The organism is Actinopolymorpha pittospori, from assembly GCF_014873875.1.
Taxonomy (GTDB): domain Bacteria; phylum Actinomycetota; class Actinomycetes; order Propionibacteriales; family Actinopolymorphaceae; genus Actinopolymorpha; species Actinopolymorpha pittospori.
Genome location: NZ_JADBEM010000001.1, coordinates 4932439 through 4953639, shown reverse-complemented (window position 1 = coordinate 4953639; position 21201 = coordinate 4932439). Strand labels below are relative to the sequence as shown.

Below are 21201 nucleotides of genomic sequence, written 5' to 3'. Positions count from 1 at the left end.
CTTGGCTTCGGCTTTCCCTGTGGCCACAAGGGATTCCTAGAGTTCGTCCCTTTTCCCATACGGTGGTGCTTCCGGGCGGGGCCGAAGTCTGCGGTCGAGTTGGTTCACCACGGTCGCGAGTTGCGACGCGACCTCCCGAACGTGTGCCCGGGCATCGTTGCGAGCGGAGATGGTCACCGAAAGCACCAACGCCGTAAGGGTCGTCGAGGCGCTGAATGCCTGCAACGTGATCAGATGGGAAAGTACGCTGTCACCCGCGAAGGAACCCAGCCCACGAGAGGCCGCGTAGATCGAGATCGCGGTGACCAGAAACACGCACGGCGTCGCACCCGCCAGCTGAAATCGCCAGGCCGCCCAGATGATGAACGGGAAGACGATGAACAACAACTGTTCGGGTGAATGCAGGGCCAAAGCGATCACCGCGAGCATGGTGGCAAGCAACGTTGCCGCCTCGATCACCCGGTAGGGATGGATCTCCCGCGGCCACCTGGCGTAGCGAGCGGTGAGGAGCAGCGGGGCGAGGATCAACACTCCCATCGCGTCACCGGTCCACCAGACCAACCAGGTCGCCGCGAACGCGCTGCGCGGCAGCACGCCTGCCAGCCACAGGGACACGACGCTGAAAGTGGCGCTCACCACCATGGCCGTCATACCGCCGAGCACAAGCAGCGCGATGACGTCCTTCAGGCGTTCGAGCGTCGCACGGAAATCCACGGCACGCAGCATCAGGTAGCCGAGAAGAGGGGCGAGCGCCGACCCGAGTGCCGACCCGACGAACTGGATCGGGGGCTCTCCCGGCCAGTAGTTGATCAGCACGGCGCCGATCGCGACACCCGGCCACACGCGTGGCCCCCACAGGAGCAGGGCGACCAGGGCGATACCGGTCGGTGGCCACAACGGGCTCACGTCTCCCGCGCCGATGGGGCTGAGCAGGCCGAGCCTTCCGCCGCCGTAATAGGCGCCCACGACCACCAGGATCTTCGCCGCCAAAAGGGCATGGCGACGAAGCAGATGGATGGTCGGCACGTCATCTGATCGTACGCTCGCCGATCCGAGGCCTCGGCCGTCCGATTCGCCCTCGAACAGGGTCAACAAACGGCATCCACACCTCCGCCTCTTTGTTCGGGACACGAACATTCGAGAGGAATGGGTAGCGGCCCGAAGGCCGTCAATCACCGCTTGACGATGCGCGACGTGGAGCCTCCCGCGTTCAGCAGCTACTCGCCGTAGACCCACTCGACGTTGGTGGGGCGTTCTCCGGTCACCAGGAACTCCCTCGCGGCGTCGCGGGCCGCCTGCACCCGGACGGCCCGCCCGGCGGGCAACTCACCGCGCGCACCGCTGGTGTACCACGCGGGCGGGACGCCACCATCCAGGTCGCCGGGCGCGTGCTGGCCGCCGTAGGTGAGGTAGGAGAACTCGCGTCCGACACCGAGTCCGAGGAACGGCGCCTGCGCGCCACGGTCGGTCAGGATGTAGACCACGCTGGGCCGACCGGCCGCGGCGGCCTCGGTGTTCGCCTGGTCGAGTACGGCGTCCAGTTCGTCCGTGGTCCGCACCTTCTCCTCGTTCGGGCGCCTCCCGTAGACGACGGTGTACACGCGCTCGCCGCTCACTTTGCCCCTCCAGCTGCACCACAAAATTCCGGTATGGGACAACTTCCCCATCTTTGGAAGCGGCGACACCTGCCGATGGCGGGGGGTGCGTCGGCCTCGGCGCGCGGGCCTCGCTCCCGCCGTTCGGTCCTCGTCAGGACATACCGCTCACCTGGCGACGGGAGGTTTGGGTGGCCAGTTCTGGCAATTTGAGGAGGGGTGGGAGGCCGCCGGAATCGACCGCGACCGCGTCCAACTCCGTCCGACCCACCCATACCGTCACAGCGGCCACACACGTCCCGCGCACGAAACTGGACAGACAGGGCCAATGGGGGCGGGATTGTACCCGTCAAGGGGAAATTTGCACTGATGGCGATGAATGCCCGGGACGCCCAGCTCGCGATACAGGACCTTTGCCTGGTTCAGAGCGTCATGTTACAAGGTATGGACGCAGCGTAATGGGACGCCGTGGCGACCCCGGAGGGCGACCCGATGAGACGCACGCGCCACGACCGTGGCCTGCCCGTCGAAGCGGCGCGCACCTCGCGCCGCCACACAGCAGGGCTGCGCCCAGCCCGTACGAACCCGATCGATCGGCCCATCCCTGGTCCTCCCCTAACGCGGACGTCGGCCCGACCGCCGCCGCGCCTCGGCGATCTCCCGGCTTCGATGCCGGCACCGGAGGAGGTAGGACCGTCGATCGAGGGAGCACTCCGTGCCACTTTCAAGACCCCGTAGCTGGCTCAACCGCAACGCCGCCGCCAAAGCCCAGGAGGTCCGTCCCGCCGCGCGGAGCCGGACCAGCGTCCGCCGCGCGGTCAACGCGCAGGAACGCCTCCGCCGGGAGATCCGAGTCCAGCGACTGCACGAGGACGCGGTCGTCCGAACCGACAAGGCCGAGCAGCGTGTGCAGAGGCTCAACGTCGTCCTCATCGCCTCGCTCCGTCGCACCGTCGAACCCATCGACTTCGAACGCCAGAAGCGCGACGTCCCCGACCTGGACCTCGGCCCCGACGCCGAGCCGGTCCGGCTTCCCACCTGGGAGGAGTACGCGCCCCGTTCGGGTCGGCTGCGCCGGCTCCTCACCTCCCAGTCCCGACGCGAGACCGCCCAGGCCAGGGCCGAGGTGTCCTACGCCCGTGCGCTGGACCAGTACCGCGAGCAGGAGGCCGCGCGGGTCGCGCGCGTCGAGGAGCTGCTGCGCGCCCACAACGACGCCAGCGCCCCCGAACGCCAGCGGATCCTCGCGCACAACGCCGCCATCGACGCGTTCCGCGACCGGGTGATGAGTGGCGACCGGGAGGCCGTGAGCGAGTACTTCACCCAGGCGTTCGAGTCCGTCACCGACTCTGGCGGCTTCCCGCGCGACCACCGGTTCGCCTACGTACCCGAGTCGAAACTGCTGCTCGTCGAATGGCGGGTACCAGGCGTCGACGTCGTGCCCCGCGAGCGCGAGTTCCGCTACAACAAGAGCACCGACTCCGTCGGCGTCCACCGTTGGCGACCCATCGCCGAGGTACGCAGGATCCACGCCAGGCTGCTGGCGCAACTGGCGCTGCGGGCGACCAACGTGGCGTTCAGCGCCGACCCGGGCGAGCTCGTGCAGACCGTCGTCTTCGACGGCGTCACCTCCGGTCGAGTCCCCAAGGACGAGGATGCGCCGACGGGCCGACGTCGGGGCCGGACCGGACCGGCGGCCGACGACCAGGCCGAGGTCGGGAGCACCGTGTGCCTGATCAGCATGAGCGCGTCCCGGCGACACTTCGCCAAACTCAGGTTGGACGACATCGACGACCCGCTGGAACAGGTACGCAAGCACTTCGGGGCGCTCGTCTCCGCCTACCCCGACGAGCTCAGCGGCATCACGCCGATCCTGACCTACGATCTCGCCGATCCGCACCTGAGCGTGCCCGCATCGACGAAGGTGCCCAACCTGATCGACGCACCGGCTGAGGAGTTCGGTCGGCTCATGGAACGGCTCCTCGAACGCATGGGCTACGCCGTCGCGGCGGTCCCGGGCGTTGATGGCAACTACCTCGCCTCCCGCGGCACCGACGACGGTGTCGAGAACGCCGTGGTGCACGTCCGGCGCCATACCGGCCTGCTGGAGACCGCCGAGGTACGCGCGCTGCAGTCCGCCGTACGTCGCGAGCACGCCCAGGTCGGCATCCTCCTCACGAGCGGAGGACTGGACCCGCAGGCGTACGAGTACGCGCACGGTCGGCCGTTGCGCCTGTACGACGGGCACAACCTGGTCGCGTTGTGTCGTCAGTACGACCTGCCGGCCCGACTGGAGCCGGCGAAGCCGGGTGAGTCCCGCACCAGCACTGATCGGGCCCGGGACGCGGAGGCGCCACGGACGAAGGCGCCGTCCACCCGTTAGGCAACGCTCGCGGCTCGACAGGTGAGTGACGTCGCGGGCCCGGCGCGGCCAGGTCGCGCCGGGCCCGCGGCCTGTCCTCGGCGCGTCCTACCTCGCCGGCGGCTCGACCCTGCGCAGCGCCCGGTCGACGTCGGCGAGTTCGAGTCCGGCGGCGCGCAGGAGGTCGTGCGCGGCCGAGCGGATCTGGGCGATCATGACGTTCGCCGAGAAGCCCGGCCCGACGGCAGCGGTGGCGAGTTCCACGGCGTCGACGAGCCCCTGCCGGGCGGCGCGAGGCTCCGCGCCCTTCCCGAGTTCGTTGCGGAGGGTGCGGACCGACTCGCCCAGCCGGCGGATGGCCGGCGGAAGTCCGGGCCCGAACGCCTCGTCACGTTGCACCGCGACCACGGCGCGCCGCGCGAGTACCCGCACGTTGCGGACGGCGTGATCGATGTGGTCGACCGCGTCGACGTACTGCATCAGGTGTCCACGCGATCGCCGGCGGAACGGCGCGATGCGGGCGATCTCGCGGCCGGCGCCGAGCGCCTCCCGGAACTCCGTGAGCGCGGACTCGATGGCCCGCGCCCGCTGGAGCGCCTCGTCGGCCCGGTCCACGTCCCTGGCCTCCAGCGCGGCCACGATCTCGTCCAGGACCCCGGCGAGCTCGTCGAGCAGTGGGTTGGCGGACCGACGGGCGAGCACGACCGGATTCATCGGCAGCAGGACGGCGTTGACGAGCAGTCCCACCACACCACCCACGAGGGCGTCCACGAAGCGGCTCCACGGCGCCGAGGCCAGGCTGCCGGCAGTGGGCGCGAGCGCGACGATCAGGATGGCGGAGCCCGCTCCCTGGTTGACCAGGACCGCACCGCCACCCGCGAGGACGGCCGCCGCCATCGCGAGCAGAACGACGAGGCCGATCTGCCACCATCCCCGACCGATCACCGCCACGAGGAGGTCCGCGACGAGGATGCCGATCGCCACACCGAAGACGAGTTCGACCGACCGGCGCAATCGCTGCCCGAGGGACACGCCGAGCGACAGCACGGCGGCGATCGACGCGAAGAACGGCTGGCTGTGGCCGATCAGTCTGGTCGCGACCAGCCAGGCGATGGCGGCCGCCGCGGCCGACTGCACGAGCGGCACCAGGGTGTGCCCCAGGCGCCGAAAGCCGACCCCGAGTGACTCGCGGGACCGGCCGGCCACGTCGCCGAGCGCCGACTCACCGCGCCGGAACAGCGCTGTGACCGGTCGGCGGGCGAGCATGGCGTCCCTCGCCGTCGGTCAGAGGTAGAGGCCGGTCTGGTCGTCCTCGAGACGTTCGGAGGCGACAGCGTGGATGTCACGCTCGCGGAGCAGGACGTAGGCCTCCGCGCGAACCTCGATCTCGGCCCGGTCCTCCGGGTCGAACAGGACCCGATCACCGACCAGCACGGCCCGGACGTGGGGTCCGATGGCCACCACCCGCGCCCAGGAGAGACGCTTGCCCATCTGCGCTGTCGCGGGGATCACGATCCCCGCCGAGGAGCGCCGCTCGCCATTCTCGGAGTCCGTCGAGACGAGGACCCGATCGTGGAGCATGCGGATCGGCAGCTTGTCGGCGGTGAGCCGCGCGGTTCGCGAGTCGTTCACGTCATGAGAGGGTACGGCGCGGCGGGGGCGGTACGCCATCGGGGAGGCGCTCGGCGGATCGGACGCGGAGGGTGTACGGGGGCGGCGGACCTCCGGCGGTCACCGTGAGCGGCGGACGAGGTAACGCAGCAGGGTCAGGGCTCCGACCACGCCGGCGACAGCGACACCGAGCCTGATCAGGCGCTCGGTCCGCAGGGTTCCGTCCGGGGCCATGACGGTCAGTTTGGCCCGATCCGCTCCCCTGGCGGCGAGCACCTTGGGCTGGACCCGGGCGGTCAGCGCGTCGACGGTTTCGGCCAGGCGCTCCCTGGTCGCGGCGAGATCGGCCTCGATCTCCGCGGCGCTTCGGGGCCCTGGCTTCGGCCCGGCCGCGCCGCGAGTCGCGGCGACCTCCCGCCGCGGCTGGACGGCTGGCTCCGAAGCTCCGGCGTTCTGCTCCGAAGGTGCCGAAGGCCGGACGTCCCGGCTCGTCTCGGCCACGTCCCGCCGCTCCGGTAGCGCCCTGGTCGTGTCGCTCACTGGTGGTCCTCTCGATCACGTCGGCCCCGCGTGGATCCGCCCACTCCCGGTGATCACCACAGTCTTCCAGACGGACCCACCCGTACTCCGCGTTCCGGACGCCTCGCCGTGTCCTGCGCACCCGGCGGCAGGGCATGCGGGTATCCGCCCGACCACGCCGGGTCGCACTCCCTCCGACTACCCCACCCGCGGCTGTTCACCCGCGGACGCCCGGGGTGCTCACGTGGGCGCTAGGAGACCGGTCGCGCCACGGGGTCGAAGCCGAACGGGAGCTCCAGGCGGTGGCTCTCCATCAGTTCGGCGTCGGCCAGGAGATCCCGGGTCGAACCGTCGGCGACGATGGTGCCCTCGTCGAGGATCACCGAGCGTTCGCACAACTGCAGGGCGTAGGGCAGGTCGTGGGTGACCATGAGGACGGTCACGTCGAGCGCGGTGAGGATCTCCGCGAGTTCGCGCCGGCTCGCCGGGTCGAGGTTGCTGGAGGGCTCGTCCAGGACCAGCACCGAGGGACGCATCGCGAGGACCGTCGCCACGGCCACCCGGCGGCGCTGCCCGAACGACAGGTGGTGGGGCGGCCGGTCGGCGTATGCCCGCATCCCGACCAGGTCGAGCGCCTCGTCGACCCGGGCGTCCAACTCGGCGCCGCGCATCCCGAGGTTGGCCGGGCCGAAGGCCACGTCGTCCCGCACCGTCGGCATGAACAACTGGTCGTCCGGATCCTGGAAGACCACGCCCACCCGACGGCGTACCTCCCGCAGGGTCGCCTTGCCGACCAGCATCCCGTCGACGTGGACGGAGCCGAGGCCGGCGGTGAGGATGCCGTTGAGGTGCAGCACCAGGGTCGTCTTGCCGGCGCCGTTGGGCCCGAGCAGGGCGACCCGCTCGCCCCGGGCGAGGGAGAGGTCGACGCCGTACAGCGCCTGGTGACCGTCGGGGTAGGCGTAGGCCAGGCCGCTGACCTGCAGGACGGGGATTGTCACGCGGTCAACCATGCACCAAGGGCCAGCAGCAGCGCGCACAGCGGTAGGACCGAGGCTCCCGCCCACGCCGTCAGCGGAGTCCTGCCGTCGGAGAGGCTGGGCAGCGCCCCGACGTACCCGCGGGACAGCATCGCGAGATGGACGCGCTCCCCCCGCTCGTAGGAGCGGACGAACAGCGCTCCCGCGGAGCGGGCGAGCACGGGCCACGCCCGCGGACCACGCGGAGTGAAGCCGCGCGCGGCCCGGGCGATCCGCATCCGGCTCATCTGGCCGGTGATCACGTCGAGGTACCTGACCATGAACGACGCGATCTCGACCAGTTGGGTGGGGAGGCGGAGCCGCTGCAGGCCCGCCAGCAGGGCCCGCTGGTCGGTCGTCGCGGCGAGCAGGATGGAGGCCACCACGCCGAGGGTGGCCTTAGCGAGAACGTTCCAGGCCGACCACAGTCCCGACTGGGACAGCGACAGGCCCAGGACGTCGACGCGTGGGCCCGTGGCGATGAGCGGCAGCAGCACCGCGAACACGATGACCGGACTCTCGACCACGATCCGCCGGGCGACGAAGCCGAGCGGCACCCGGGCGAGGACGGCGACCGCGAGCAGGAGGAGTGCATAGCCCGCGAACGCCCAGAACGCCGTCCGCGGGGTGGCGACCACGACGAGGACGAACGCGACCAGCGCGACCAGCTTGCACTGGGGCGGCAGCCGGTGCACGACGGAGTGGCCGTGGACGTGCAACCGGTGCGTGTGACCCGCACCCATCTCAGTTCCCCGGAGCGTCCGCGCGCCGCGCCCGCGTCCGGCGGCGGACGACCACGGCGAGACCGCTGCCGAGCGCGAGGACGATCACGACGCCGACGACGCCCGCGAGTCCGCCGGACAGGCGCTCGTTGTCGATCCCGTGGACGCCGTAGTCGGCGAAGGGGGATCCACCGGTCGGGCTGTCCTTCGCGGTCTCGTCGAAGCCGTGGTCCGCGGCGACCCGGTTGAGCCCGTCCGGGCTGCCGGAGGCGTAGTAGCTGACCCCGCCGGCGAGGACGAGCGCGACCAGGATGCCCACCAGTACGAGCACCTTCGTGCGGATCCGTGGACCGCCCGCGTCGTGCGTCCCGGTCGGGTCCGCGACCTGGTGGGTGCTGTCGGCGCTCATGACGCGCGTCCCTTCGTGGCGAGCGGGCTGGTGCGGACCGTGAGCTCGCGCGACGCCAGCAGGTGGCGCGCGCCGTGGACCAGGTCCGGTCGGACGGCGAGGATGCTGCCGACCGTGAGGGCGGTGATCACGGCTTCACCGATGCCGATCAGGACGTGCCAGCCGAGCATCGCCCCGGCGACCGCGGGCAGCGGGATGTCGGCCGTGCCACCGACCGCGTACAGAGCGACGAAGCAGAGCGCCGAGACCGGGACGGAGACCAGCGCGGAGACGAAGGCCGCCGGCACCGCGGACCCGGGCCGGTTCGGCAGCAGGCGGAGCACCAGGCGGAACAGCGCCCACCCGACGACCACGGTCACGACGCCCATCAGCGTGATGTTGGTCCCGAGCGCGGTGATGCCGCCGTCGGCGAAGAACAGTCCCTGGACGAGCAGGACGACCGTCATGCACAGCACCGCCGTCCACGGACCGACCAGTACGGCGGCCAGCGCTCCCCCGAGCAGGTGCCCGCTGGTGCCGGCGCCGACCGGGAAGTTGAGCATCTGCACCGCGAACACGAAGGCGGCCACCAGCCCGGTGAGCGGAGCGGTCTTGTCGTCGAGTTCGCGGCGGGCCCCGCGCAGTGAGAGGACCACGGCGGTTGCCGCGACCGCGCCCGTGGCGATGGACGTGGGCGCGTCCAGGAATCCGTCGGGTACGTGCACAGAGCGCTCCTCGTGCGTGGGAGATGATGAGGCAGCCTGTCAGGCCCGCGTTGCGCCTCGTATTCTTACATGCGAACAATTTGCAAATAACCTGGCTGGGCAGGCAACACCCTGTCGACCTGGAGGAACAGTGGCAACCACCCCCCGGCTCAGCCCCGGCGACGCCGCCCCCGACTTCACGCTTCCCGACGCCGACGGCAAGCCCGTCACCCTGTCCGACTACCGCGGCCAGAAGGTGATCGTCTACGTCTACCCCGCCGCGATGACGCCCGGCTGCACGAAGCAGGCCTGCGACTTTCGTGACTCTCTGCAGTCCCTCGCCGCGGCCGGTTACGTCGTCCTCGGCCTCTCGCCGGACAAGCCCGCGAAGCTCGCGAAGTTCCGCGAGAAGGAGGGCCTCACCTTCCCGCTCCTGTCCGACGAGGACAAGCAGACCCTGACGGCCTGGGGCGCCTTCGGTGAGAAGCAGTCCTACGGGCGGACGATCACCGGGGTGATCCGCTCCACCTTCGTCGTCGGCGAGGATGGCAAGATCGAGGTCGCGCAGTACGCCGTCAAGGCCACCGGGCACGTCGCCCGACTGCGCCGGGAACTCGGCGTCTGAGGCTGGGACACGCGGAGGCGGCGAACCCGTAGACTGGGCCGCCGCAGGCGGCCGGTACGCGAGAGTGGCGGAATTGGCAGACGCGCCGGACTTAGGATCCGGTGCCCTCGGGCGTGAGGGTTCGAGTCCCTCCTCTCGCACATCCCCGTCCGCGATGAAACGCCCCGTCGTGCCCGCGCCCTGCCACCCTCCCGTGGAGACCCCGGTGAAGCTCTCGATTCTCGTCCCGGTCTACAACGAGGTCTCGACGTTCGATCAGGTTCTCAAGCGGATCCTCGACGTCGACTATCCCTGTGAGCTCGAGGTGGTCGTGGTCGACGACGGCAGCCGCGACGGCACCTCCGAACTCCTCGACAAGATCGACGACCCGCGGGTGGCAGTTCACCGGCACGACGTCAACCGCGGCAAGGGTGCCGCCATCCGGACCGCGGCGACGCTCGCGACCGGCACCCACATGACGATCTGCGACGCCGACCTCGAGTACGACCCCGACGACATCCCCAAGCTGCTGGCGCCGGTGATCGCCGGAGACTCCGAGGTGGTCTACGGCACCCGCACCTTCAGCAGCCACACGTCGTACTCCTTCTGGTTCGTCCTCGGCAACCGCGGCGTGACGACGTTCGCCAACATGCTCTTCAACTGCTACATCCGCGACCTCGAGACCTGCTTCAAGCTCATGCCGCTGCCGCTCTACCGGTCACTCGAGGTTCGCTCGGCCGGCTTCGGCATGGAGGCCGAGGTGACCGGCAAGCTGCTGCGGCTTGGCTACCGGCCCTTCGAGGTGCCGATCTCCTACCGCGCGCGCTCCCGGGCCGAGGGGAAGAAGCTCACCTGGCGCGACGGGGTCGAGGCACTGTGGATCCTGAGTCGCATCCGGCTGTTCGGCCGCGCCTGAGCGACGGGATGACGGCGCGGCGAACGTCGTTCGGCCGGACGCGACTCGATCCGGCCACCGTCACGCTCGTCCTCGTCGTGACGGTCGGCATCGCCCTGCGGGTGGGGCTGTGGTGGCAGGGCCGGGCGTTCTGGCGGGACGAGTTGGCCCTGGTCCAGAGTCTCGACGCGTTCTCCCCGAGCCAGTTGGTCGGACCGCTCGCCGATGCCCAGTCGGCTCCGCCGCTGTGGCTGCTGCTCGTCCGCGCCGTCACCGCGGTGGCCGGCGACGGTGAACGGGCCTACCGACTCGTTGCCCTCGGCTGCGGGTGCGCGACGCTGATCCTGCTGGCGCTGCTCGCCGCCAGGCTGGTACGCCGGCGCTGGGCCACGGTCGTCCCGGTCATCCTCCTCGCCACGATCTCCCAGCTGGTCTTCTACACCGCGCAGACCAAGCAGTACACCGCCGACACCCTGCTGGTGACGTGGCTGCTCGTGCTCGCGACGTACCTGCTCCCCCGGGCTCGCTCGGGCCTCCCAGGTCGCTCCGGCGACTCCCGCGACTCCGGTGACTCCGGTGACTCCGGTCAGGACGATGCCCGGAGCCGGGCGGCCCGGCGGCTGGGCATCACGCCGCCGGAGGTCGCGTGGTACGCCTCGCTGCTGGCGCTGCCGTGGTTCTCGCACGGATTCATGCTGTGCGCGCCGTTCGTCGCCGGCTGGGTCAGCCTGCTCCAGCTCCGGCGGCGTGACCGCGGGATGCTCCAGCTCGCCGGCTGGCTCGCCGTTCCCGCCCTGTCCGTGCTGGCGGCGGCGCTCTACTCCCAGCACCTCACCAGTCAGGTCAGTGACTTCGCGACCTACTGGGCGGCGTTCTTCGGCCCGGTCGGCGCCGGCGTGGGCCGCTGGGTGGACTGGCACGGGTACGTGTTCGGCGACCTCGCGCTGCGTGAGCTGGGCTTCCGTACGGTGTGGGGCTTGCTTCTCCTGGTCGCGGGCTTCGTGGTCGCCTGGCGCCGACGACCCGCCGCGGCAGTGCTCCTCGTCCTGCCGCTCGTCGCCGCCTACGCCGTGGGCGTCCTCGGGATCTATCCGTTCGGCCGCCGGCTGGTGCTCTTCTGCGTCCCCGGCCTGCTGGTCTACCTCGGGGTTCTGGTCGACGGGGCGGCGGGCTGGGTCGGCCGCTTCGTGGCAGCGCGGTGGCCGTCCGGTTGGCCTGTCCGCCAGGCCGCGGTGGCGCCGGCGGTCGGGATCGCGGCGGCGCTGGCGGTCCTCGCGATCTGCTGGACGCCGCCCGCGCGGCTCTCCAACGACCTGCGGTACCTCTACGGCGTCGACGACTACCGCGCGCCGCTGGAGTTCGTCGCGGACCGGTGGAAGGCCGGCGACGTGCTGGTCGTCGGGAACGGCGACCGCACCGCCGTGCGCGTCTACGGCCCGCGGCTCGGCCTGCCGCCGGAGCAGACGCTGCGCGCGTTCCCCACCACGGACGAGACCCCTCGCGCCCGCTGTGCCCTGCCGGAGCGGATCCGGACGGCGAGCCGGGTGTGGTTGGTGACGGGCGACGTCGTCCCGGTCTACGAAGGGCCACCGAGCCGGTACGCCGTCGTGGCCCCGATGCTCCCGACCCACCGGATCGTCTGGCAGCGCGTCCAGGGTCTCGTCACGATCCAGGTGCTGCTGCCCGGATCCGCCGGAGGCGCGAGGCCCGCACGCTGCCTCGACTACGCCCCGGTCGGCCCGCCCGGCGCGCCGGGCTACCCCACCACCGTGCTGCCCGTGTCCTGAGTGTCCCGGCCCGCCGCCGCGCGGGCCAGGGCGGGGCAGGGTGTGATCGAGCGGTCGTCAGGATTCGGGCAGGTTGGCGGCAAGGAGCGGCGCCAACTCACGCAACGCCCGGCCGCGGTGGCTCACCGCGTCCTTCTCCTCCGGCGAGAGCTCGGCGAACGTGCGCGTCACTCCCTCGGGCACGAACAACGGGTCGTAGCCGAACCCGCCGTCCGCCCGGGGGGCGTGCGCGATGCTGCCCCCGACGCGCCCCTCGACGACGTGCTCCGAGCCGCCCGGGACCACCAACACCACGCAGGCGACGAACGCCGCACCCCGGCGTTCGTCGGGGACGTCGGCCAACTGCTCCAGCAGCAGCCAGTTGTTGCGCGCGTCGTCCTTCGGGCGACCGGACCAGCGGGCGGACAGGACACCGGGCATGCCGTTCAGCGCGTCCACGCACAGTCCGCTGTCGTCGGCGACCGCCGGCAGGCCGGTGTGGGCGACCGCCGTCCGGGCCTTGAGCAACGCGTTGCCCGCGAAGGTCGCCTCGGTCTCGGCGGGTTCGTCGTAGGCGGGAACGTCGTCCAGTCCGAGCACCTCGACCGCGGGCAGCAGCGGGCGCAGGATCCGGTCGAGTTCGACCAGCTTCTTGCGGTTGTGTGTCGCCAGCAGGACCCGCCGCGTCGCCTGGCCCTTCCCCACCGGACCCGGTGTCGCGCCGGGACTCGCGGTCGGCGAGGTCACCGGCGCGGTCCGGCCGGGAGGTCCTGCGCGAGCGCCTCCGCCTGGGCACGGGCGAGTTCGGCGCACCCCGTGGCGGACAGCTCCAGCAGGCTGTCGAGAAGCTTGCGGTCGAAGGGCTCCCGCTCGGCGGTGCCCTGCACCTCGACGAAGCGCCCGTCACCGGTCATCACGACGTTCATGTCCGTGTCCGCGCGGACGTCCTCCTCGTAGCACAGGTCCAGCAGCGGGGCGCCGTCGACGATCCCGACCGAGACGGCGCTCACCGAGTCGACGAGCGCCTGTCCCTTCACCGAACCGCGGCCCTCGAGGTAGCGCACCGCGTCGACGAGCGCGACGTAGGCGCCGGTGATCGCGGCGGTTCGGGTGCCGCCGTCGGCCTGGAGGACGTCGCAGTCGAGCACGATGGTGTTCTCGCCCAGAGCGGCGTAGTCGACGACGGCGCGCAGGGAGCGGCCGACGAGCCGCGAGATCTCCATCGTCCGGCCGCCGATCCGGCCCTTCACCGACTCCCGGTCACTGCGGCTGTTGGTCGCCCGGGGCAGCATGGCGTACTCCGCGGTGACCCAACCGAGCCCGGAGTCGCGCCGCCACCGGGGAACACCCTCGGTGACACTCGCCGCGCACAGGACGCGGGTGCGCCCGAACTCGACGAGCACCGAGCCCTCCGCGTGGTCGAGCCAGCCCCGGGTGATCTTGACCGGACGCAACTGATCGGCGGTACGACCGTCCACTCTCGTCATGCGTTCGACCCTATCGACGGATCCGTTGGCGCCCGGAGGAGGACCCACGCGGGGCGTACGGCGAGTCGGAAACGTGCTGGATGTGACCGTTCACACGTCGTAGACGTCGCCGGCCCGAGCGAGATCGAGTCGGCCGGTGTAGACGGCGCGGGCGTCGTCGACCATCCGCTGCCCGTCGTACCAGGCCGGTACGTGCGTCAGCACTAGGCGGCCGACGCCGGCACGCTTGGCGTACTCTCCCGCCTCCCGGCCGGTCAGGTGCAGGTCGGGCGGGTTCGGCTCGCCGTGCAGGAACGTCGCCTCGCACAGGAACAGGTCGGTACCGCGCGCGAGGTCGGCGAGCGCCTCGGTCGGGCCGGTGTCTCCTGAGTAGACGAGCGACCGCCCGGCATGCTCCACGCGGACCGCGTAGGCCTCGACGGGGTGCGCCACGGGGAGCACCGTCACCGTGAACGGGCCGATCCGCAGGGGCGCGGCGGCCTTCCAGACCCGGAACTCGAACTCCTCCCGCATGCCCGGGTCGCCCGGCAGGCCGTAGGCCGTCGCCAGCCGGTCACCGGTCCTGGCCGGCCCGTAGACGGGGATCGGCTCCCGCGGCCCGTCCGGGTGGTACTTCCGGGCGACGTAGTAGGAACACAGGTCAAGGCAGTGGTCGGCGTGCAGGTGGGACAGGCCCACGGCGTCGACCTCGTCCGGGTCGACGTATCGCTGGAGTGCGCCGAACGCGCCGTTGCCGAGGTCGAGGACGAGTCGGAAGATCCGCCCGTCGTACGGCGTCTCGACCAGATAGCCCGACGCGGGTGACTCGGGTCCTGGGAAGGAACCGGCGCAGCCGAGGATCGTCAGCCTCACGCGACCTCCTCCACGAAGGTGATCTCCGGGCCGAGGAAGCGGCCCCCGATCTGCATGAAGGCGTCCGGGTCGCCGGTGGTGAGGAACCGGTGCCGCGGCGGGTCCGAGGCGACGCTGCGCGCGACGCCGCCGCCCTGCAGCCGTGCGTAGACGTCCTTCGCGGTCTCCTCGGCGCTCGACACCAGGGTCACCTCCGGCCCCATCACGAAGGAGATCACGCCGGTCAACAACGGGTAGTGGGTGCAGCCGAGCACGAGGGTGTCGATCCCGGCCTTGGTCAGCGGGTCGAGGTACTCGCGGGCGACCTCGAGGAGCTCCGGTCCGCCGGTGACTCCGCGTTCGACGAACTCCACGAACCGTGGACACGCCTGCGTGTGCAGGCTGATGTGCGTCGCGGCGGCGAACGCGTCCTCATAGGCCTGGGAGGTGGCCGTCGCGCGGGTGCAGATCACTCCGACCTGGCCGGACCGGGTGGCGGCGACCGCGCGCCGGGTGGCCGGCAGGATCACCTCGACGACCGGGACGGCGTAGCGTTCCCGGGCGTCGCGGAGCACCGCCGCGCTGGCGGAGTTACAGGCGATGACCAGCAGTTTCACGCCCTGGTCGACGAGATGGTCGAGGCACTCCAGGGCGAACTTGCGGACGTCGGCGATGCTCTTCTGGCCGTACGGATAACGCGCCGTGTCGGCGAGATAGAGCACCGGCTCATGGGGCAACTGGTCGAGCAGGGCCCGGGCCACCGTGAGCCCGCCGAACCCTGAGTCGAAGATCCCGATCGGCGCATCTGACACGGCCCACAGCCTACGGGGACTCGCCCGGCGCCGTACCGAGTGTGAACGGAGCCTCCCCCGTCACGGTCCGGGCGTGTCTGACACACCGTCGCCGGTCCGTCGTCCGAACTGGGCACGTGTGTCAGACACGCCTCGTGGCACCCCACCACCGGCGTCACCGCCGAGCACACGGCTCCTCTGCCTCCGGTCCGACCGAAACCTCTCGGCCGGTCCGGTGGCTGCCCCTGGCCACTGTCGTGCTCGGCGCCCCCCGAGTTGCTCCCGTGCCGCCGTCCCGGGCGCGTCATCTCCCAAACCCTCGAACAGCGGGGACGGTTGCATCCGAAACAGTGATGTTGGGACAGCCCGTTCACGCGCGACGGCAACGCCGCCGGCGTGGACGCGGACCACCCCGGGTGAGCGGTGGTCCGCGCCGCGCTGGCCAGGCGGAGGAGGAGCCAATAGCGGTGTCCTATTGGCGACGACGACAACGCCGCCAGCGTGGATGCGGCCCGCCGCTCAGGCCCAGAGCTGGTTGTCGAGGGCGTCCTCGGCGGAGTCGAGGGTGCCTTCGTAGGCGCCGGTCGAGAGGTACTTCCACCCACCGTCGGCCACGATCAACACGATGTCGGCGCTGCGCTTGGCCTTGACCGCCTGGTGTGCCTGGGCGATCGCGGCGTGCAGCACCGCTCCGGTGGAGACTCCGGCGAAGATGCCCTCCGACTCCAGCAGTTCGCGGACCCGGCGGATCGCGTCCCGGCCTCCGACGGAGAAGCGGGAGTCGATCATCCGGGCGTCGTACAATTCGGGCACGAAGCCCTCGTCGATGTTGCGCAGGCCATAGACCAGCTCGCCGTAGCGCGGCTCCGCGGCGACCACCGTGACGTCCGGCTTGTGCTCGTGGAAGAACCGCCCGATCCCCATCAGGGTGCCGGTGGTGCCAAGGCCAGCGACGACGTGGGTGACGCTCGGCAGGTCGGCGAGGATCTCCGGCGCGGTGCCCTCGTAGTGCGCGAGGGCGTTGGCCGGGTTGCCGTACTGGTAGAGCATCACCCAGTCCGGGTGGTCCTCGGCGAGGTGCTTGGCCACCCGGACCGCCTCGTTGGAGCCCCCCGCGGCCGGGGAGGAGACGATCTCCGCGCCCCACATCCGCAGCAGCTGGCGGCGTTCCTCCGAGGTGTTCTCGGGCATCACGCAGACCAGGCGGTAGCCCTTCAGCTTGGCCGCCATCGCCAGCGAGATGCCCGTGTTGCCGGAGGTCGGCTCGAGGATCGTGGCGCCCGGACGCAGCGACCCGTCCTTCTCCGCCTCCACGATCATGCGCAGCGCGGCACGGTCCTTCACCGAACCGGTCGGGTTGCGGTCCTCCAGCTTCGCCCACAGACGGACGTCAGGAGCGGGCGAGAGCCGCGGGAGTCCGACCAGCGGGGTGCCGCCCACGGAGTCGAGAAGCGAGGCGAAACGCATGAGAGCTCCCGTCCGGACCGCTCAGCCGCCCGCGACCGCGGGCAGCACCGTGACGACGTCGCCGTCGGTGACCGGAGCCCCGAGCCCGCCCTGGAACCGGACATCCTCGTCGTTGACGTAGATGTTGACGAACTTGCGGAGGTCGTCGTTCTGGACGATCCGCTCCTTCAGACCGGTGTGCCGGGCCTCCAGATCGTCGAGAAGCTCGCTCAGGGTCGCCCCGGCGCCCTCCACGGACTTCGCGCCACCGGTGTGCGTGCGCAGGATCGTCGGGATGCGGACCTCGATAGCCATCGGTGCGTGCTCCTTCGGTCGTGTCGTCGCTTCGGTCTGTCGCTTGTCGCTTGTTCGTGTCGCTTGTTCGTGTCGCTTGATGGTGCGGCTTTTGTGGTGATCTTCGCTTCGCGGCGGAGCCGCCCTGCGGCCGTCGTACGTTCGTGGATGTTCGTACGCATCCGCTGGCCTCAACACTGCGGTCCGCGCGGGGATTCCGGCAGCGGCGGCGGGCCGGCGCTCAGGCGGCGGCGAAGTGGTCGTAGACGACGACCGGCGGCGTGTGCGCGAGAAGACAGCGTTCCACGGAGTTCAGCTTACGGTCCCAGTCCTGCGTGGGACCGTCGGGATTTGCCCGGCCGAGCACGGACGGCGGCGGGGTGGCCTGATCCGGCCACCTCGACCAGAAGTGGCCCGAAGGGTGCGTCGGGGTTCGTTCCCGACCGCGCCGGGAGGTCATCCGGCAGCCGGGTCCGCCCCGGCGGCCGCCTCGCCGGCGGGACCGGAGGCCGAGTCGTACGACGCCACCACCCGGACCTCCTCCTCCGTCACCGTCTCGTCGATGATCCGGTAGGAGCGGAACTCGACCGGACCATCCGCCGAACCAGACTCGCGGGTGGAGACCAGCACGTAGTGGGCGCCGGGTTCCTTGGCGAGGCCGATGTCGGTGCGGGAGGGGTAGGCCTCGGTGGCAGTGTGGGAGTGGTAGATCACGACCGGCTCCTCGTCGCGTTCCCACATCTCGTTCCAGACCCGGTAGTGCTCGCCCGAGTCGAAGGAGTAGAACGTCGGCGAGCGCTCGGCGTTCATCATCGGGACGAACCGCTCCGGACGCTCGGAGCCCTCCGGACCGGCGACGATCCCGCACGCCTCGTCGGGGTGGTCGGCCCGGGCGTGGGCGACAATCGCGTCGTAGGTTGCCTGGTCGATCGTGAGCACGACGCGAGCCTACCGAGGCGCGGCGCAGGGTTCGGCTACCAGACCGCCCGGACGAGGGACTCCTGCAGCCAGCCGAGCCAGACGTAGACGCCGTAGACCTGGCGCCGGCGGTCGTCGTCGGGCAACGCCGCCCAGGTGTCCTCGTCGTCGTCCTCGACGCCGAGCCGGACGCCGAGCGCGAGTCGCAGGTCGGTGAGGTTGCGCAGCCAGGCCTGGGCCTCGTCGGGGTTCAGGGACACCGTCACCTGGTCGGAGAAGGCCGGGTCGCCGAGCGACTCGAGGACGATTTCGGCGTTCTTGACCTTGGCGTCGCGCAGGCCGTACTCGGTGAAGCGGCGGAACTCGCCCGCGGCGTTCTCGTCGTCGTTGTAGGCGCTCGGGAACAGCCGGGCGAGCACCTCGTCGTCGGGGGGTTCGGTCGAGGCCATCTGCCCCACCAGAGCGGCGAGGGAGTCCTCCGGCGGCTTGGTCGAGATCGGCGTCTCGCTGCGGACCAGCTCGACGAGCTCGGCGACCAGGCCGCGCAGCAGGCGGACCTCGTCGGCCGCGAACGTCGCCGAGACGACGCCCCGGCGAGCACGGAAACCGCCCGTCATGAGTCTCCACTCTTCTGCAACGTCGCCCACAGGCCATAGGAGTGCATGGCCTCGACGTCGCGTTCCATCTCTTCTCGCGAGCCGCTGGACACCACGGCCTTGCCGCGCTTGTGCACGTCCATCATGAGCTTCTCCGCCTTCTTCCGCGGGTAGCTGAAGTAGGCCTGGAACACGTAGGTGACGTAGGACATCAGGTTGATGGGGTCGTTCCAGACGATGGTGATCCACGGCGTGTCCGGCAGGACCACGTCATCGACGTCGGGTCGCTCGAGCTCCACGGGTGCGGTACCACTCACCGTCCCATCGTGGCATCTGTCGGTGGCATCGTTCGCCACGCACCCCCCGAAAAACACGCAGTCCGGCGCGGATCGTCGCGGAGGTACCCGCACAACCGGTCGAATCCGGCCGAAATCAGGGCGCGAACCCGACCGGGTTCGCGACCGCACGAACCGCGACGAGCGCGGGACGAACCGGTCGAGTGGCCCGTCGGAGTCCTCCCCCCGACTCCTCCCCCGTCGATCCGCCCGCCGATCCGCCATCGGTCCCGGACCGTTCCGGCGGATCACGTCGGCTCCGGTGATCCGCGTAGGCTCGGCCACATGGAGGCGCCGTCCACCGCACTGCTCACCGACCAGTACGAGCTCACGATGCTGCGCGCGGCGCTCGCCGACGGCACCGCCCATCGGCGTGCCGTCTTCGAGGTCTTCGCCCGGAGACTCCCGAACGGCCGGCGGTACGGCGTGGTGGCGGGCACCGGCCGGTTGCTCGAGGCGATCCAACGGTTCCGCTTCGACGCCGAGACGCTCTCCTTCCTGCGGGAGAAGAAGATCGTCGACGACACCACGGCCGACTGGCTGGCCTCCTACCGGTTCCGCGGCAACATCTGGGGCTACGCCGAAGGCGATTGTTACTTCCCGGGCTCGCCGATCCTCGTGGTGGAGGGCACGTTCGCGGAGGCGGTGCTGCTGGAGACGCTGTCGCTGTCGATCCTCAACCACGACTCCGCGATCGCCTCGGCGGCCTCGCGGATGACCGCGGCGGCGGGCCGGCGACCGATCGTGGAGATGGGATCGCGGCGGACCCACGAGGAGGCCGCGGTGGCCGCGGCGCGGGCGGCCTACATCGCGGGCTTCGCCACCACCTCCAACCTCGCCGCGGGACGCCGCTACGGTCTCCCGACCGGTGGGACCAGCGCGCACGCGTTCACGCTGCTGTTCGACTCCGAGAAGGAGGCGTTCATCGCCCAGGTCGGCGCACTCGGGCGAAGCACGACCCTGCTGGTCGACACCTTCGACGTCCGCGAGGCCGTCCGGACCGCCGTCGACATCGCCGGCCTCGAGCTGGGGTCGGTCCGGATCGACTCCGGTGACCTCGCCGTACTCGCCCACGACGTACGCGCGGAACTGGACGCGCTCGGTGCCACGGAGACCCGCATCCTGGTCAGCGGGGACCTCGACGAGTACGCCATCGCGAGCCTGACCGCCGCACCGGTCGACGTCTACGGCGTCGGTACGGCGCTGGTCACGGGCAGCGGCTTCCCCACGGCCGAACTCGTCTACAAACTGGTCGCCCGTTCCACCGGAACGCAGCCGGACGCTCCGCTCGTCGGGGTCGCGAAGCGCTCCACCGGAAAGCCCACGCACAAGGGACGCAAGTGGGCCCGGCGGCAGTTGGAGGACGGCGTCGCGGTGACCGAGGTGGTGTCGACGCAGCCCGAGTGCGACCTGGACGGACGGCAGTTGCTGGTCCCGCTCGTCCGCGCCGGCGAGGTCGTCGGCCAGGAACCGCTCCTGGCCGCCCGCGAGCGGCACGAACGCAGCCGGGCCGAGCTACCCCGCACCGCCCTTCAACTGTCGCGGGGCGAGCCCGTCATACCGACGATGTACGGAGCGGTGGAGGGCGTGGCCGGCCACGGCGGTTGACCGGTCGGCACCCAGGCGGCACGCTCGGTGACAACCGGCGAGAGGGAGGGAAGCGATGACACGCGCACTGATCGTCGCGGACGTACAGAACGACTTCTGCGAAGGCGGGAGCCTCGCGGTGAAGGGCGGCGCGGAGGTCGCCTTCGCGCTCGGCAACGTCCTGCACGCCTGGCAGGAGGCCGACGAGCGGGACAAGGCGTACTCCCACGTCGTGGCCGTACGAGACCACCACATCGATCCTGGCAACCACTTCTCCGACCACCCCGACTACCGCGACACCTGGCCGGTGCACTGCATCGCCGGGACCGACGGGGCCGCTTTCCACCCCAACCTCGACCCGCAGCCCTTCGGCGCCGTCTTCGACAAGGGCGAGCACACCGCGGCCTACTCCGGCTTCGAGGGGAAGACCGGTGACGGCACCTCTCTCGCGGACTGGCTGCGCACCCACGGCATCACCGAGGTCGACGTCGCCGGGATCGCCACCGACCACTGTGTGCGGGCGACGGCCTTGGACGCCGTCCGTCTCGGCTTCGCGACCAGGGTGCTGCTGAGTCTGACGGCCGGGGTGGCCGGCTCGACGACCGAGGACGCGATCAGGGCGATGCGCGCGGCCGGCTGCGAGCTCGTCGGCGTCCCCATCGTCCGCGAGGAGGGGCCTCCCCCGGTCACGCTCTGACCGGGGCGTCCGAGGCTGCTTCGTTCACACCCCG

Annotated in this window: 25 protein-coding genes and 1 tRNA gene; 7 read left to right on the top strand and 19 right to left on the bottom strand. The window is 70.9% G+C overall.

The window, feature by feature from the left end:
• Positions 1–36 precede the first annotated feature (36 nt).
• Both HEB94_RS23265 and HEB94_RS23260 read right to left on the bottom strand, forming a co-directional pair.
• Positions 37–1026 (bottom strand): MASE1 domain-containing protein, encoded by a 990-nt coding sequence (locus HEB94_RS23265; protein ID WP_192751862.1) that lies wholly within the window; start codon positions 1024–1026, stop codon positions 37–39.
• 191 nt (positions 1027–1217) lie between these two features.
• Positions 1218–1616, bottom strand: coding sequence for an Imm1 family immunity protein (locus HEB94_RS23260; protein WP_192751861.1), 399 nt, complete (start codon positions 1614–1616; stop codon positions 1218–1220).
• A gap of 694 nt (positions 1617–2310) precedes the next feature.
• Here HEB94_RS23260 and HEB94_RS53685 point away from each other — a divergent pair.
• Entirely contained in the window at positions 2311–3978 is a 1668-nt protein-coding gene (locus HEB94_RS53685) for a restriction endonuclease (protein ID WP_192751860.1), read from the top strand.
• Between the two features lie 87 nt (positions 3979–4065).
• On the opposite strand, the gene HEB94_RS23250 is transcribed toward HEB94_RS53685, so the two are convergent.
• The 7 genes from HEB94_RS23250 to HEB94_RS23220 form a co-directional block, all read right to left on the bottom strand.
• Positions 4066–5223, bottom strand: a complete 1158-nt coding sequence (locus tag HEB94_RS23250) for an FUSC family protein (RefSeq protein WP_192751859.1) — start codon at positions 5221–5223, stop codon at positions 4066–4068.
• 18 nt (positions 5224–5241) lie between these two features.
• A complete protein-coding gene (locus HEB94_RS23245; RefSeq protein ID WP_238362494.1) occupies positions 5242–5538 on the bottom strand; it encodes a GroES family chaperonin in 297 nt (98 codons plus the stop codon).
• A 150-nt stretch (positions 5539–5688) separates the two neighbouring features.
• A complete protein-coding gene (locus tag HEB94_RS53680; protein WP_337917931.1) occupies positions 5689–6108 on the bottom strand; it encodes a DUF3618 domain-containing protein in 420 nt (139 codons plus the stop codon).
• Between the two features lie 230 nt (positions 6109–6338).
• The gene (locus tag HEB94_RS23235) at positions 6339–7100 is read right to left on the bottom strand and encodes an energy-coupling factor ABC transporter ATP-binding protein (RefSeq protein ID WP_192751857.1); all 762 of its coding nucleotides are present in this window, start codon (positions 7098–7100) and stop codon (positions 6339–6341) included.
• Positions 7085–7849, bottom strand: coding sequence for a cobalt ECF transporter T component CbiQ (gene cbiQ / locus HEB94_RS23230; RefSeq protein WP_192751856.1), 765 nt, complete (start codon positions 7847–7849; stop codon positions 7085–7087). Before cbiQ ends, HEB94_RS23235 begins: the two co-directional genes overlap by 16 nt.
• 1 nt (position 7850) lies before the next feature.
• Complete coding sequence (locus HEB94_RS23225) at positions 7851–8237, bottom strand: PDGLE domain-containing protein (protein WP_192751855.1); 387 nt, start codon at positions 8235–8237, stop codon at positions 7851–7853.
• Positions 8234–8941 (bottom strand): energy-coupling factor ABC transporter permease, encoded by a 708-nt coding sequence (locus HEB94_RS23220; RefSeq protein WP_192751854.1) that lies wholly within the window; start codon positions 8939–8941, stop codon positions 8234–8236. The genes HEB94_RS23225 and HEB94_RS23220 overlap by 4 nt, the downstream gene beginning before the upstream one ends.
• 130 nt (positions 8942–9071) lie before the next feature.
• On the opposite strand from HEB94_RS23220, the gene bcp reads away from it, so the two are divergent.
• The 4 genes from bcp to HEB94_RS23200 all read left to right on the top strand — a co-directional run bounded on the left by bcp (position 9072) and on the right by HEB94_RS23200 (position 12206).
• The gene (bcp, locus tag HEB94_RS23215; RefSeq protein WP_192751853.1) at positions 9072–9545 is read left to right on the top strand and encodes a thioredoxin-dependent thiol peroxidase; all 474 of its coding nucleotides are present in this window, start codon (positions 9072–9074) and stop codon (positions 9543–9545) included.
• A gap of 58 nt (positions 9546–9603) precedes the next feature.
• Positions 9604–9685 (top strand) — tRNA-Leu (locus tag HEB94_RS23210).
• Positions 9686–9750: 65 nt separating this feature from the next.
• Positions 9751–10440, top strand: a complete 690-nt coding sequence (locus HEB94_RS23205) for a glycosyltransferase (RefSeq protein ID WP_192751852.1) — start codon at positions 9751–9753, stop codon at positions 10438–10440.
• An 8-nt stretch (positions 10441–10448) separates the two neighbouring features.
• On the top strand, positions 10449–12206 hold the full coding sequence (locus tag HEB94_RS23200; RefSeq protein ID WP_192751851.1) for a glycosyltransferase family 39 protein: 1758 nt from the start codon (positions 10449–10451) through the stop codon (positions 12204–12206).
• A gap of 57 nt (positions 12207–12263) precedes the next feature.
• Here the strand turns inward: HEB94_RS23200 and rdgB are convergent, their stop codons facing one another.
• From rdgB to clpS, 10 genes are all read right to left on the bottom strand, one after another.
• Positions 12264–12890, bottom strand: coding sequence for an RdgB/HAM1 family non-canonical purine NTP pyrophosphatase (rdgB, locus tag HEB94_RS23195; protein ID WP_192756634.1), 627 nt, complete (start codon positions 12888–12890; stop codon positions 12264–12266).
• 38 nt (positions 12891–12928) lie between these two features.
• Positions 12929–13672, bottom strand: a complete 744-nt coding sequence (gene rph / locus HEB94_RS23190) for a ribonuclease PH (RefSeq protein WP_192751850.1) — start codon at positions 13670–13672, stop codon at positions 12929–12931.
• 90 nt (positions 13673–13762) lie between these two features.
• The gene (locus HEB94_RS23185; RefSeq protein WP_192751849.1) at positions 13763–14524 is read right to left on the bottom strand and encodes an MBL fold metallo-hydrolase; all 762 of its coding nucleotides are present in this window, start codon (positions 14522–14524) and stop codon (positions 13763–13765) included.
• Complete coding sequence (murI, locus tag HEB94_RS23180; protein ID WP_192751848.1) at positions 14521–15315, bottom strand: glutamate racemase; 795 nt, start codon at positions 15313–15315, stop codon at positions 14521–14523. The genes HEB94_RS23185 and murI overlap by 4 nt, the downstream gene beginning before the upstream one ends.
• Before the next feature lie 498 nt (positions 15316–15813).
• Entirely contained in the window at positions 15814–16761 is a 948-nt protein-coding gene (locus HEB94_RS23175; RefSeq protein WP_192751847.1) for a PLP-dependent cysteine synthase family protein, read from the bottom strand.
• Positions 16762–16782: 21 nt separating this feature from the next.
• Positions 16783–17055, bottom strand: a complete 273-nt coding sequence (locus HEB94_RS23170; protein WP_192751846.1) for a MoaD family protein — start codon at positions 17053–17055, stop codon at positions 16783–16785.
• Between the two features lie 220 nt (positions 17056–17275).
• Positions 17276–17494, bottom strand: a complete 219-nt coding sequence (locus HEB94_RS23165) for a hypothetical protein (RefSeq protein ID WP_192751845.1) — start codon at positions 17492–17494, stop codon at positions 17276–17278.
• A complete protein-coding gene (locus HEB94_RS23160; RefSeq protein ID WP_192751844.1) occupies positions 17491–17973 on the bottom strand; it encodes a Mov34/MPN/PAD-1 family protein in 483 nt (160 codons plus the stop codon). The genes HEB94_RS23165 and HEB94_RS23160 overlap by 4 nt, the downstream gene beginning before the upstream one ends.
• Before the next feature lie 35 nt (positions 17974–18008).
• Positions 18009–18569 (bottom strand): DUF2017 domain-containing protein, encoded by a 561-nt coding sequence (locus HEB94_RS23155; RefSeq protein ID WP_192751843.1) that lies wholly within the window; start codon positions 18567–18569, stop codon positions 18009–18011.
• Entirely contained in the window at positions 18566–18865 is a 300-nt protein-coding gene (clpS, locus tag HEB94_RS23150; protein WP_192751842.1) for an ATP-dependent Clp protease adapter ClpS, read from the bottom strand. Before clpS ends, HEB94_RS23155 begins: the two co-directional genes overlap by 4 nt.
• A 303-nt stretch (positions 18866–19168) precedes the next feature.
• On the opposite strand from clpS, the gene HEB94_RS23145 reads away from it, so the two are divergent.
• Both HEB94_RS23145 and HEB94_RS23140 read left to right on the top strand, forming a co-directional pair.
• On the top strand, positions 19169–20491 hold the full coding sequence (locus HEB94_RS23145; RefSeq protein ID WP_192751841.1) for a nicotinate phosphoribosyltransferase: 1323 nt from the start codon (positions 19169–19171) through the stop codon (positions 20489–20491).
• A gap of 55 nt (positions 20492–20546) precedes the next feature.
• Complete coding sequence (locus HEB94_RS23140; protein WP_192751840.1) at positions 20547–21167, top strand: isochorismatase family protein; 621 nt, start codon at positions 20547–20549, stop codon at positions 21165–21167.
• Positions 21168–21201: the final 34 nt, after the last annotated feature.